This is a genomic window from Blastococcus haudaquaticus, from assembly GCF_900230285.1.
Classification (GTDB): Bacteria; Actinomycetota; Actinomycetes; order Mycobacteriales; family Geodermatophilaceae; genus Blastococcus_B; species Blastococcus_B haudaquaticus.
Window position 1 is genome coordinate 84419 of record NZ_OCNK01000001.1, and the last position, 12144, is coordinate 96562.

Consider the following 12144-nt stretch of genomic DNA (forward strand, 5'->3'; position numbering starts at 1 on the left):
CGTGACCCTCACTCGACCCCGGCCTGCAGCGGGATGCCGCCGGGGCCCCCTCCGTACCGGCTGACCTCGATGGTCGGGTGGACGGTCGCGAGGTGCCGGCAGACCGTGTCGCCCAGCTCCTCGTCCTCGCCCACGAGCAGGGTGGCCATCTCGCCCCCCGCGGACAGCAGCCGGTCGAGCAGCTCGCACGCGACGGCGGCGAGGTCGCTGCCGATGACCACCACGTCACCCTCGGCGGATCCCAGCGCGTCACCCGGCTGGCACCGGCCGGCGGAGGTCAGGGCCTCCTGCTCGGCGACGGTGACCTCGGCCCAGCGGGTGGCGGCGGCGGCCTCGGCCATCGCGACCACGTCGTCGCCGAAGCGGCGGGTGGGGTCGGCGACGGCGATGGCCGCCAGACCCTGCACCGGGGACCGGGTGGGGACGACGCCGACCTCGCGGCCGACCTCGCGGGCGCGGGTGGCCGCCCGGGCGGCCACCGGCAGCAGCGAGGCGTCGTTGGGCAGCACGGCGACCTCGTGCGCCGTGGAGGCGAGGACCGCCTCCAGAACGTCGTCCTCGACGACGCCCTCGGGGCCGCAGGAGACCACGTGGACGCCCTCGCCCGCGAACAGCTGGGCGAGCCCGTCGCTGGAGACGACCGCCACCACCGCTCGGGTGCCGGGCACCGGGGCGGTGGGCAGGACGGGAGCCAGCGGGGTGACCGAGATCCGGTGCGGGCGGCCTGCCTCGATGCCGGCCTCGATGGCCGCACCCACGTCGGCGCAGTGCACGTGGACGTTCCACTCCCGGCCGGTCGGGGTGTCGACGCCGACCACCACGAGGCTGTCGCCCAGGGCGGCCAGGCGCTCGTGCAGTCGGGTGACGGACTCCTCGTCGGCGTCGGCGAGGAGGAACTGCACCTCGCTGCCCGGCCCGGCCGGCGGCGGGTGCGGGAGGTGCTCCCCCGAGTGCTTGTGTCCGTGCCCGCGCTCGCGGCGCGCCAGTGGCGGCCGGTCGGGCTCCACGCCGGTGACCGTGGTGACCAGGGAGTCGAGGACCAGGCACAGCCCGGCCCCTCCGGCGTCGACCACGCCGGCCTCCCGGAGCACGGCGAGCTGACCGGGCGTGGCCTCCAGGGCGACGCGCGCGCCGTCGGCAGCAGCCCGGACCACTGCCGCCAGCGTTCCCCGGTTCCCGTCGACGGAGGCGACGGCAGCCTCGCCGGCGGCCCGCGCGACCGTGAGGAAGGTGCCTTCCTCGGGATCGGCCACCGCGCCGTACGCCGTCTCCGCGGCCTTCTGGAGGGCGGAGGCGAAGGCGGGACCGTCGGCCGGCTGGTGGCCGGCGAGCTGGTCGGCCAGGCCGCGCAGCAGCTGGGCGAGGATCGTGCCGGAGTTGCCCCGGGCACCGAGGACCGCGCCCCGCGCCAGCACCGACCACGCGGACTCCGTCGTCCGGCGGCCCTCCGCGTCGAGCGCGGCGACGGCGGCCTGCGCGGTGAGCAGCAGGTTGGTCCCGGTGTCGCCGTCGGGCACGGGGAAGACGTTGAGATCGTCGAGCCGGCCGCGGGACTCGGACAGGACCTCGACCGCGGTCCGGTACCACTGCCCGACCGCGTCGTCGTCCAGCGCCTCCACCACGGCCGGAGGGTACCCAGATGAGCCGACAGGACAGGCGATCCGCGGGTCCGGACGCCCGTTCCGGGTACCGCTGGAGGGCCCCGGCGGCACCGCCGGCAGGGAACGGCTAGACTGGCCGACGGTCTTCTGCGGGTGCTGCCTGCCCCGCCGTCTGTGAACGATTCTCTGGGAGTGATTCAACCGTGGCTGCCGTGTGCGATGTGTGTGGCAAGGGGCCCGGTTTCGGTATGTCGGTGTCGCACTCGCACCGCCGCACGCCGCGCCGTTGGAACCCGAACATCCAGTCCGTGCGGGCGCTCATCGCCCCCGGCAACCGTCGCCGGATCAACGCGTGCACCTCGTGCATCCGCGCCGGCAAGGTCGTGCGCGCCTGACCCAGGCGTGCACCCGCACCAGGGAAGCCCGGAGGTCAACGACCTCCGGGCTTCTTCGCGTCCGCCGGAGCCGGCCCACGCTGAGCCGCGCGTGGCCGCGGTGTCCCGGGACGCCGCCCATCGCTTCAGCAAGCACCCCGTCGTCCAGGTCCGGCTCGTCGCCGGCCTCGGCGTGCAGGATGACGCGCACGCCGGCCCCACCGTCCAGCACCGCTCGCGGGTGGCGGTCGATCCGCTGCAGCCCAACCTGCGGCAGGTGCACCTCATCCCCGCGGAGCTGCTCAGCGGGCTGGCAGCGATCGGCTACGACATCGCGCCGGGTCAGCTCGGTGAGAACGTCCTGACCATCGGAGTCGATCTCATGTGCCTTCCACGCGCCACGCGCTTGGGTCTGGGCGAGCACGCCGTGGTCGAGCTGACCGGGCTGCGCAATCCCTGTCGGCAGATCGACGAGTTCCGCCCCGGCCTGCTGCGGGAGGTCGTGGGCCGTGCCGCCGACGGCAGCGTGGTGCGCAGGGCCGGTGTCATGGCGGTGGTGATCACGAGCGGGATCGTTCGTCCGGGCGACGCGGTCGCCGTCCAGCTGCCGACCGGCCCCCACGTCGCACTCGATCGCGTCTGACTCCGGGCCGGGCGCCCGAGCGGGCTCTATCGGTCGTCGTCCGAGCCGATCCCCCGGGCCCGGGCGGCGACCACCACGAGGTCGACGACGGTCTCCACCGGGAGCGCGGTGCCGTCGACCACGAGGTGGTAGTGCTTCGCGGCGGCCGGATCGCAGCGGTAGAAGTGCCGCACGTAGGCCTCGCGCGTGCGGTCGTTGGCCTCCATCTCGCGGCGCACCTCCTCGGCCGGGCGGCCGGACCGGCGCACCGCCGCCTCGAGTCGGCGCTCCCGCGGACCGTCGAGGCGCACGTGCAGCACGTCCGGCCGGTCGCGGAGGACCACCGCCCCGGCCCGACCGAGCACCACTCCCCCGGCCCCCGAGGCGATCTCGGCGAGGACGCGCTCGGTCTGCTCCCGGTAGGACCGCGCGTCCGGCAGCGCCGTCGCCGGTACGACGCCGCCCACGGGGTCGGGCATGGTGCCGAGGCTCGCCACAAGCCGCCACAGCCCCCGCACCACCGTCTCGTCGTTGGCCTCGGCCTCCTCGACCGGCACGCCCAGCCGCCCCGCGACCTGGGCCGGGATGGCGCGGTCGTGGAAGGGCAGGTGCAGTCGCCGGGCGACGGCCGGTGCGACCTCGGCCCCGCCGGCCCCGTAGGCCGCGGAGAACGTCACGACACCCACGAGGACTCCTCCTCCCGAGAGACCTCGGGCACGGACAGGGGCTTACCCAGGAAGACGGCGTCGGGCGCACAGGCGTACACGCCGTAGCCGCGGACGGGGCGGTACCCGAGTTCCGCGTACAGCGTCAGCGCCTCCGGCTGCTCCCGGCCGGAGTTGAGCACGACCTCCGCGTGCCCGGCGGCTGCCGCCCCCTGCTCGAGCGCAGCCACCACGAGCCGGGCCACGCCCTGGCGCCGGAACGCGGGCTCGACGTAGACCCGCTTGATCTCCGCCTGCCCCGACGGCAGCGCCCGCCAGGCCCCGCAGCCGGCCGGCACGCCGTCGACCTCGGCGACCAGGAACGCCCCCCGGGGAGGCAGGAACTCGGCGGGGTCGACCACCGCGGCGTCGCGCCCGCCGTAGCGCCGCACGTACTCCTGCTGCACCGCCTCGACGAGGTACTGCGCCAGCGGGTCGTCGTAGGGCAGCGCGCGCAGGCTCGCCGCCCTGCCGTCCCGCAGGACGCCCCGACCCCCGGGGCCCTGATCAGCCGAAGTGCACATGACCCGATCCTTCCGCGCCCACCGCCTGCACGACGTCGGCGGCCGGCTGTCCGTCCACCAGCACACCCGTCGTCCGCCCCTTGCGCACCCGGCCGATCGGCGTCCACCCCACCGGCAACGGGGTCCGCGCCGGGAAGGTGGCCACCAGCGCATGGTCCTCGCCGCCCGTCAGCACCCACGCCAGCGGATCGGTCCCCAGCGCCGAGCCCACCTGCTGCAGCGGACCGGCCGGCTCCAGGCACGCCCGCACGAGGGCCTCGCGGTCGAGGTCGGCCAGCACACCGCTGTCCCGGGCGATGTGCCCGAGGTCGGCGAGCAGGCCGTCGCTGACGTCGCACATCGCGGTGGCTCCCGCCTCGGCGGCGCCCGGTCCGGCCGCGTACGGCGGCGTCGGCCGGCGGTGCGCGGCCACCACGGCGATCGGGCTGCTGAACCCCCGCCGGAGGACCGACAGCCCGCAGGCCGACCAGCCCAGCCGGCCGGCGAGGGCCACCACGTCACCGGGCCGGGCGCCGGAGCGCAGCACCGGAGCCCGTCCACCCAGGTCGCCCAGGGCCGTCACCGAGAGGACGACGGACTCGCTGTCGGCCGCCGCGGCCACCAGGTCCCCGCCGACGACGGCGGCGCCCAGCGGCGCGCACTCGGCCGCCAGACCGGCGGCCACGCCCTCCAGCCAGGCGGTCTGGGTCGAGGCCGGGCAGGCCAGGCCCACCAGCAGCGCCGTGGCCACACCGCCCATCGCCGCGACGTCGGCGAGGTTGGCGGCCGCCGCCTTGTGCCCGATGTCCTCGGCCGAGGACCAGTCGCGCCGGAAGTGCCGGCCCTCCACCAGGACATCGGTGGTGGCGACCACGCGGCGGTCCGGCGTGCGGAGGACCGCGGCGTCGTCACCGGGGCCCACCTGGGCGGCGCGGGCCGTGCCCGCCTGGGCGAGCACCCGGTCGATCACGGCGAACTCCCCGACCACCTTCACGGTGTCGGCGGGATCGCCCCGCGGTACGAGCGGGCGAGGGCGAGTCATCGGTTGCCTTCCGGTGCTGAGGTAGGTTCGGCGAACTGACCGCCACCCGGCGGGGACGACGACCCGGCAGTGCTGCCCGAGAGAGGTTTCCCGTGGTCCACGCCTACATCCTCATCCAGACCGAAGTCGGCAAGGCCGCCCAGGTGGCGTCGACGATCAGCGAGATCGACGGGGTGACCAAGGCCGAGGATGTCACCGGCCCCTACGACGTCATCGTCCGGGCCGAGGCCGACTCCGTGGACGACCTCGGCCGCCTGGTCGTGGCCCGCGTGCAGTCCGTCGACGGGATCACCCGCACGCTCACGTGCCCGGTCGTCAACATCTGAGTGCCGACGAGGCCCCTCCGCTGACCGAGGACACCCCCGCCCCCCGGCCGCCCGAGGACCCGCTGCGGCGCATCGCGCTGATCGCGACCGCCGTCCTGGTCCCCGTGGTGCTCGCCGCGGTGATCCTGGTGAACGTCCTGGGCGGCCGCGAGGTCGACGACGACGGCCGTGGGCCCGCGGCGATCGACGGCAGCACGCCGTCCCAGCGGGAGGACCTGCCGGTGCTGCCCGTGGAGGTGCCGCCGGCGACCCCCGAGGCCGAGGCCTCCTGCCCCGGGCTGATGGGCAGGCTCCCGCTCGAGCTGGCCGGCGAGGCGTCGCGGCGGGTGCAGTCCGACACGCCCTACGCGTACGCCTGGGGCGAGCCGCCGATCGTGCTGATCTGCGGTGTGGACCGGCCGGCCGGCTTCGTCGTCGGCGTCTCGGCCATCCAGATCAACGGCGTCCAGTGGTACGTCGACACGTCGGACCCCGACGTCACGGTGTGGACCACGGTGGACCGCCCCGTCTACGTGCAGATGAGCCTGCCGCCGGAGGTCGACAGCGCCCCGGTCACCGCACTCACGCCCGAGATCGCCGCGGCCCTGGAGTACCGGGAGCCCGATCCCGGCGAGTGACGCCGGGCTCACCGCGGGGGCAGGCGGTCCAGCTGCTCGGTCAGGACGGCGCGGACCTCGTCCTCGGCGACGTCGACGGACGGGGCCACCGCGGTGACCCCGACGCTGAACACACCGGACCCGCACCACGCGATGACCGTCGGCCCGGTCAGGGCGCTGTCCGGGCCCGGATCGGCCACCGAGAGCAGATCGCAGCTCCCCGGCAGGTCGAGCGGGTCCTCGTCCAGGACGGCGTCGTAGTGCTCCGCGTCGTTGCGCGCCAGGTCGGTCGCGTAGGCGCCTGCCCCGGCCCGGGTCTCGAACTGGTCCACGAAGACGCCGGTCAGCACGGTCGGGCCGTCGCCCCAGAACCGCTCCCAGCCGAAGCGGTAGCCGTAGTCCTCCAGCACGTCCCGCTCGCGCGCCGGGTCCTCTGCGTAGGTGGCGACGTCCTCGATCCGCTTCTCGCCCGCCGGCGGATCCAGCTCCTCGTCGGGGAGACGGGGCAGCCCGGAGGGCACCGCCGTCACGACCAGCCGCTCGAGGTCCTGCGCGGACCCAGGGATGGCCGTGGGGGTCGCCGCCGAGGGGACGCCGTCCACGGCCACGGTGCACCCGGGCAGGCACCCGAGGACGGGCAGGGCGGCGACCAGGACGGCTCCCCGACGGGACCGGGGCAGCCGCCCGGAGCTCACCGAACGATCCGGGAGCCGCCGTCGAGCGCGGACGCGACGAGCCGGTCGACCAGTTCCGGGTAGCTGAGGCCGCTCGCGGCCCACATCCGCGGGAACATCGAGATCGGCGTGAACCCCGGCATGGTGTTCACCTCGTTGATGACCAGGCGGTCACGACCGTCCGGACCGGTGCCCAGGAAGAAGTCGACCCGGGCCAGGCCGCGGCAGTCCATCGCCTGGTAGGCCCGCACGGAGGCCGCCTGCACCGCAGCCACCTGCTCGGGCGAGAGGTCGGCCGGCACGTCGAAGTCGACGGAGTCGTCCAGGTACTTGGCCGAGAAGTCGTACCAGTCGACGCCCGGCCGCAGCCGGATCTCCGCCGGCAGGCTGGCTTCCGGCAGCGCCCCGCCGACGCCCGCCAGCACCCCGCACTCGATCTCCCGGCCGGGGACCGACGCCTCCACGATCACCTTCGGGTCGACGGCCGCGGCGGTGGCGACGGCCTCGGGGAACTGCGCCCAGTCGGTGACCTTGGTGATGCCGATGCTGGAGCCCGCGCGCGACGGCTTGACGAAGACCGGGAGGCCCAGCCGCTCCCGGGCCGCCTCGTCCAGCAGGTCGGGGTCGGCGCTGATCGCACCGGTCGCGTCCCGCAGGACGACGTGGTCGCCCTGCGGCAGCCCAGCGGCAGCGAGCAGCTTCTTGGTGAACTCCTTGTCCATCGAGGCGGCGCTGGCGAACACGCCCGACCCGACGTAGGGCAGCCCGGCCATCTCCAGCAGCCCCTGGATGGTCCCGTCCTCGCCGTAGGCGCCGTGCAGCACAGGGAAGACGACGTCCACGCCGGTGAACGCCGGCCCGATCGCGGCGCCCGGGTCCAGGACCGCGAGGCCCCGGCGCGCGGGATCGCCCACGAGGGACACGGCGGTGCCGCCGGAGACCTCGGGCAGCTTCCCGTCGGTGATGGCCAGCCGCTGGTCGGGCTCGGCCAGCACCCACCCGCCGTCGGGGGTGATGCCGACCTTCACGACCTCGTAGCGGTCGGGATCGAGGGCCGCGATCACGCTCCCCGCCGAGACGCAGGAGATGGCGTGCTCGGCGCTGCGGCCCCCGAACACGACCGCGATCCGCAGCTTGCCCGCCATACCGGTCATCACCGCAGACCCTAGTGGAGGGGATGTGACAACCTCTCCGCGTGCACGAGAACGCCGCGGCGACCGAGACCGACGCGCCGTCCCCTGCCTTCTCCCCCGGCATGCGCCTGGCCGGTGCGGCCGTGCACCTCTACACCGCCAGCGGCTCCGTCCTCGGCCTGCTCATCGTCTTCGCCGCCTTCGAGGGCGACGTGGAGGCCGCGCTCTGGCTGGTCCTTGCCACGCTCTTCATCGACGGCACCGACGGCATGCTGGCCCGCCGCTTCCGCGTGAAGGAGACGATCCCCTGGTTCGACGGCGCCCTGCTCGACAACATCGTCGACTACCTGACCTACGTGTTCGCGCCGCTCGTGCTGCTGTGGACGACCGGCTACCTGCCCGAGGGCGCGGTCGGCTGGATCGTGGCGGCGCTGCCCCTGCTCGCGTCCTGCTACCAGTTCTGCCGGGTCGACGCGAAGACGACCGACCACTTCTTCCTCGGCTTCCCGAGCTACTGGAACATCGTCGCGTTCTACGTGATCGTGCTCGACGTCAGCGAGCTGGTGACCAGCGTGACGCTCGTCGTCTTCGCGATCCTGGTCTTCATCCCGATCCGCTACCTCTACCCGTCGCGCACCCGGGCCCTGCAGGGGCTCACGCTGACGCTGAGCGCCGCCTGGGCGGTCCTGTACGGGGTCCTCGTCGTGCAGCTGCCCGATCCCAACCCGTGGGTGATCGCGGCGTCGCTGGTCTACATCGCCTACTACTGGGGTCTCAGCCTCTGGATGACGGCCCGCGGCGCGCACGCCCGGCGGGTCGCCCGATCAGTCGAGGGCAACCAGGGCGACTGACAGGTCCTCGACCAGGTCCGCGGTGTCCTCGATGCCGCAGGACAGCCGCACGAACCCGGGCGCGACGGCGTCCCCGCCCCACTGGGCGCGCCGGTCGATGGTGCTGTGCACGCCACCGAAGCTCGTGGCAGCGGTCCAGAGCCGGCTTCCGGCCAGCAGGCGCGCCACCGCGGCCTCGTCGGCGAGCTCGGCCGAGACCACGCCGTTGGGCCGCAGCATCTGCCGAGAGGCCAGCGCGAAGGACGGGTCCTCGGGCCGCCACGGCCACCGGACGCCGGTGACGGCGGGGCTGCTCGCGAGGAGTTCCGCCACCGCGGCGGCGTTCTGCGCCTGCCGCGCCAGCCGCAGGTCCAGGGTGCTCATCGAGCGGTGGCCGAGCCAGGCCTCGAACGGGCCGGGCGTGCTGCCGGTGCGGTCGCGGAATCCCTTGATCCGCGCCCAGAGCTCGTCGTCGGTGACGCTGACGTGCCCGAGCAGCAGGTCGCTGTGCCCGGTCAGCGCCTTGGTGTCGCTGCCGACGGTCATGTCGGCGCCGAGTTCCAGGGGCCGCTGGCCCAGCGGTGTCGCCGTCGTGTTGTCGACGGCGACCAGGGCACCGGCCGCCCGCGCGGCGCGGGCGACGGCGGCGATGTCGCAGACGTCGAGCTGGGGATTGCTGGGCGACTCCAGCAGCACCAGCCGGACGCCGTCCAGCCCGCCGTCGGCGGCGAACGCCTCGACGTCCGGTGTCGGCACGTAGGCGACCTCGATGCCGAACCGCTGCAGCTCCTCGGCCGCCAGCAGCCGCGTCGTGTAGTAGCCGTCCGAGGGCAGCACCACCCGGTCACCCGAGCCGGCGCAGGACAGGACAGCGGCGGTGAGCGCCGCCATCCCGGTGGCGAAGGACAGGCAGCGGCCCCCGTCGAGCTCGCCGACGGCGGACTCGAAGTCGCGCAGCGTCGGCTGCTCGGTCCGGGCGTAGGCGTCGGTCCCGCCGGCGCGCGGCGGGAGGTCGGCCAGGTGGAACGGGGCGGCGAAGACCGGCGACGGGCGCAGCGGTGCCCCGGCGACCGGAGCACCCTCCCCCGCGCGGACCGATCGCGTGCCGTCGCCCCACGAGCTCCCGCTCACTCCGGCTTCGCCTCGCGGCTCATGATCTCCCGCACCATCTGCGCCGGGGCCTCCCCCTCGTGGCACACCCGGACGACGGCCTCGGTGATCGGGACGTCGATGTCGTGGGCCCGGGCCAGGTCCAGGATCGACCGGCAGCTCTTCACGCCCTCCGCCGTCTGGCGGGTGCTCTCCTGCACCTCCTGGACCGACATGCCGCGGCCGAGCTTCTCGCCGAACGTCCGGTTGCGGGAGAGCGGCGAGCTGCAGGTGGCGACGAGGTCACCGAGGCCGGCCAGGCCCGCGAAGGTGGTGAGCTCGGCCCCGAGGGCCATGCCGAGGCGGGCCGTCTCGGCGAGCCCACGGGTGATCAGGGACGCGCGGGTGTTGTCGCCGAAGCCGAGCCCCTCGGCGATGCCGCAGGCCAGCGCGATGACGTTCTTGACCGCCCCACCCAGCTCGCAGCCGACCATGTCGGGGTTGGTGTACGGCCGGAAGTAGCGGGTGTGGCAGGCCGCCTGCAGAGCGGCCGCACGGTCGGCGTCGGTGCAGGCGATGACGGTGGCCGCCGGTTGCTGCTCGGCGATCTCCCGGGCCAGGTTGGGTCCGGAAAGGACCGCGACCCGGTCGGGGCCGGCGCCGGTCACCTCGCAGATGACCTCGCTCATCCGCTTCGTGGTGCCGAGCTCGATGCCCTTCATGAGCGAGAGCAGCGTGGCGTCGCCCGGGAGCAGCGGAGCCCACTCGGTGAGATTGTCCCGCAGCGACTGCGAGGGAACCGCCAGGACGACGACCTCGGCGTCCAGCAGTGCCTCCGCGGCGTCGGCCGTGGCGCGGACCGCCGCCGGCAACCGGACCCCGGGCAGGTAGTCGCGGTTCTCGCCGTCCTCGGTGATGGCCTTCGCCAGCTCCGGCCGGCGGGCGTGCAGCGTCACGTCGCAGCCGGCGTCGGCCAGGACCTTGGCGAAGGTCGTCCCCCACGAGCCGGCCCCCAGGACCGCCGCGCGGGTCATGCGGCGCTCCCCGACAGGTCGCCCGGCAGCTCGCGGCGCGGCCTCGGAGAGAAGGTCAGCGGCGCGGGCTCCCCCCGCAGCTCGGCCAGCTCGTTCCGCACACGGGTCATGATCAGGTCCGTCGTCTCCCTCAGCAGTGCGGCGGGGAGCGGCTGCCCGTCCCGCACGCGGGCCCGTTGCTCGGTGAGGTCCACCGGCTCTCCGACCTGGTACTCGGCGGGCGCGCGGAAGCGCAGCCGCAGCTTCTTCGTGTGGTAGTCGTGCACCCGCTGCGGTCCCCACTGGGCCACGGGGAGGACCACGGCGTCGGTGGTCAGGGCCAGTCGGGCGACGCCGGTCCGGGCCTGCATCGGCCACCACTCCGGATCGCGGGTCACCGAGCCCTCGGGGTAGATCACCACGACGTTGCCGGCGCGCAGGTCCGCCTGGGCCGCGTCCAGCGCCTCGTGCGCCGCGTCGGAGAACCGGGCGACGGGGATCTGCCCCGCACTGCGCAGCAGCGTGCCCGCGAATCCCCTGAACACCGACTCCTTGGCCAGGAAGTGCGGCAGCCGGCCGGCGTCGAACACCAGCCGGGCGCAGGCCAGCGGATCCAGGATCGAGACGTGGTTGGCCACCAGCAGGACCGGGCCGGTCGGCGGCAGCCGGTCGGCGTGCCGGTAGCGCAGGCGGAACAGGAGCGAGGAGACCGGGTGGACGACGACGATCGCGGCGACCATCCCGTAGGACAGGCGGCCCCGGGTGCGCCACTTCATCGGGCGCGGGGCGGCGGGCGGCGCGGCCGTCGAGCTCCGTGCCCCCGCGGGCGTCTGCTCCGCCATCGGATCACCTCCTCTCCTCGCTGTGATCCTGCCCATGATCGACCCTGGACGCGCTCCCGACGCGCACCGGGTCCCCCGTGGGCGTGGAGCCCGTGAGCGGGTGTGCTCACATGTGCCCGTGCGCAGCTGGTCGGTCGTCGTCCCCGCGAAGCGGCTGGGCGTGGCCAAGACCCGGCTCCGCCCGCTGACCGCCGCCCGTCCCGACGCCGAGGAGGCGCACCGCGAGCTGGTCCTCGCACTGCTGGCCGACACGGTGGCCGCTGCCCTCGCCTGCACCGTCGTGGACACGCTGGTGGTCGTCACCGACGATCCCGCCGCCGCGGCCGTCGTCACGGAGCTGGGCGCCCGGGTGGTCGCCGACGAGCCCGACCGCGGCCTCAATCCCGCCCTCGAGCACGGCGTGCGCAGCGCACCGGGCCCGGCCGTGGCCGCCCTGTCGTCCGACCTGCCCGCCGTGCGCGCCGACGAGCTCGCCGCGGCCCTGGATGCCGCCGCCGGGACCGCCCGCGCCTTCGTCGCGGATGCCCAGGGCACGGGGACGACGCTGCTCACCGCGGTGGACGTGCCGCTGCGGCCACGGTTCGGAGCCGGCTCCGCCGAGGCCCACCTGACCAGTGGCGCGGTGGCGCTCGCCGGCTCGTGGCCCGGGCTGGTGCGCGACGTGGACACGGAGGCCGACCTGCGCGCGGCGCTGCTGCTCGGCGGGGGCCCGCGCACGACCGCCGTGGTCGCCCGCCTGGCGGGCTGACCGGCCCCCGGGCAGAGTTGATCACTCGCCGTTCACCCAGGTGCGGC

At 74.8% G+C, this 12144-nt stretch carries 15 protein-coding genes; 6 read left to right on the forward strand and 9 right to left on the reverse strand.

What is annotated here, in order from left to right; genetic code table 11:
• Positions 1-8: 8 nt before the first annotated feature.
• Positions 9-1622, reverse strand: a complete 1614-nt coding sequence (locus CRP30_RS00450) for a DAK2 domain-containing protein (protein WP_097182023.1) — start codon at positions 1620-1622, stop codon at positions 9-11.
• A 191-nt stretch (positions 1623-1813) separates the two neighbouring features.
• Here CRP30_RS00450 and rpmB point away from each other — a divergent pair, with 191 nt between their 5' ends.
• Positions 1814-1996 carry a 50S ribosomal protein L28 gene (gene rpmB / locus CRP30_RS00455; protein WP_425427062.1) on the forward strand — a complete coding sequence of 61 codons (183 nt, stop codon included), beginning with the start codon at positions 1814-1816 and terminating at the stop codon, positions 1994-1996.
• A gap of 91 nt (positions 1997-2087) precedes the next feature.
• Positions 2088-2618 (forward strand): MOSC domain-containing protein, encoded by a 531-nt coding sequence (locus tag CRP30_RS00460; protein ID WP_097182024.1) that lies wholly within the window; start codon positions 2088-2090, stop codon positions 2616-2618.
• A 26-nt stretch (positions 2619-2644) separates the two neighbouring features.
• On the opposite strand, the gene CRP30_RS00465 is transcribed toward CRP30_RS00460, so the two are convergent.
• The 3 genes from CRP30_RS00465 to CRP30_RS00475 are packed head-to-tail and all read right to left on the reverse strand — an operon-like array spanning position 2645 to position 4846.
• Positions 2645-3283, reverse strand: a complete 639-nt coding sequence (locus CRP30_RS00465) for a cytidylate kinase-like family protein (protein ID WP_097182025.1) — start codon at positions 3281-3283, stop codon at positions 2645-2647.
• The gene (locus tag CRP30_RS00470) at positions 3271-3825 is read right to left on the reverse strand and encodes a GNAT family N-acetyltransferase (protein WP_097182026.1); all 555 of its coding nucleotides are present in this window, start codon (positions 3823-3825) and stop codon (positions 3271-3273) included. Before CRP30_RS00470 ends, CRP30_RS00465 begins: the two co-directional genes overlap by 13 nt.
• Complete coding sequence (locus CRP30_RS00475) at positions 3809-4846, reverse strand: thiamine-phosphate kinase (RefSeq protein WP_097182027.1); 1038 nt, start codon at positions 4844-4846, stop codon at positions 3809-3811. Before CRP30_RS00475 ends, CRP30_RS00470 begins: the two co-directional genes overlap by 17 nt.
• 92 nt (positions 4847-4938) lie before the next feature.
• Between CRP30_RS00475 and CRP30_RS00480 the strand changes: the two genes are divergently transcribed.
• Complete coding sequence (locus CRP30_RS00480; protein ID WP_097182028.1) at positions 4939-5172, forward strand: Lrp/AsnC family transcriptional regulator; 234 nt, start codon at positions 4939-4941, stop codon at positions 5170-5172.
• Complete coding sequence (locus tag CRP30_RS00485) at positions 5151-5789, forward strand: DUF3515 domain-containing protein (protein WP_235003080.1); 639 nt, start codon at positions 5151-5153, stop codon at positions 5787-5789. The genes CRP30_RS00480 and CRP30_RS00485 overlap by 22 nt, the downstream gene beginning before the upstream one ends.
• An 8-nt stretch (positions 5790-5797) precedes the next feature.
• Here the strand turns inward: CRP30_RS00485 and CRP30_RS00490 are convergent, their stop codons facing one another.
• Together CRP30_RS00490 and CRP30_RS00495 are read right to left on the reverse strand one after the other, a co-directional pair.
• Entirely contained in the window at positions 5798-6463 is a 666-nt protein-coding gene (locus tag CRP30_RS00490) for a DUF7373 family lipoprotein (protein ID WP_097182029.1), read from the reverse strand.
• Positions 6460-7596 carry a D-alanine--D-alanine ligase family protein gene (locus CRP30_RS00495; RefSeq protein ID WP_200814483.1) on the reverse strand — a complete coding sequence of 379 codons (1137 nt, stop codon included), beginning with the start codon at positions 7594-7596 and terminating at the stop codon, positions 6460-6462. Before CRP30_RS00495 ends, CRP30_RS00490 begins: the two co-directional genes overlap by 4 nt.
• 41 nt (positions 7597-7637) lie before the next feature.
• Between CRP30_RS00495 and CRP30_RS00500 the strand changes: the two genes are divergently transcribed.
• Complete coding sequence (locus tag CRP30_RS00500; RefSeq protein WP_200814484.1) at positions 7638-8426, forward strand: CDP-alcohol phosphatidyltransferase family protein; 789 nt, start codon at positions 7638-7640, stop codon at positions 8424-8426.
• On the opposite strand, the gene CRP30_RS00505 is transcribed toward CRP30_RS00500, so the two are convergent.
• Genes CRP30_RS00505 through CRP30_RS00515 form a run of 3 tightly spaced genes read right to left on the reverse strand, consistent with a single transcriptional unit; the run spans position 8400 to position 11349 of the window.
• Positions 8400-9536, reverse strand: coding sequence for a cystathionine gamma-lyase (locus CRP30_RS00505; RefSeq protein ID WP_097182031.1), 1137 nt, complete (start codon positions 9534-9536; stop codon positions 8400-8402). The two genes, CRP30_RS00500 and CRP30_RS00505, sit on opposite strands and share 27 nt — an antisense overlap.
• Positions 9533-10528 carry an NAD(P)H-dependent glycerol-3-phosphate dehydrogenase gene (locus tag CRP30_RS00510; RefSeq protein WP_097182032.1) on the reverse strand — a complete coding sequence of 332 codons (996 nt, stop codon included), beginning with the start codon at positions 10526-10528 and terminating at the stop codon, positions 9533-9535. The genes CRP30_RS00505 and CRP30_RS00510 overlap by 4 nt, the downstream gene beginning before the upstream one ends.
• Complete coding sequence (locus CRP30_RS00515; RefSeq protein ID WP_097182033.1) at positions 10525-11349, reverse strand: lysophospholipid acyltransferase family protein; 825 nt, start codon at positions 11347-11349, stop codon at positions 10525-10527. The genes CRP30_RS00510 and CRP30_RS00515 overlap by 4 nt, the downstream gene beginning before the upstream one ends.
• Positions 11350-11467: 118 nt before the next feature.
• On the opposite strand from CRP30_RS00515, the gene cofC reads away from it, so the two are divergent.
• On the forward strand, positions 11468-12097 hold the full coding sequence (gene cofC / locus CRP30_RS00520; protein WP_235003081.1) for a 2-phospho-L-lactate guanylyltransferase: 630 nt from the start codon (positions 11468-11470) through the stop codon (positions 12095-12097).
• The last annotated feature ends 47 nt before the right edge of the window (positions 12098-12144 follow it).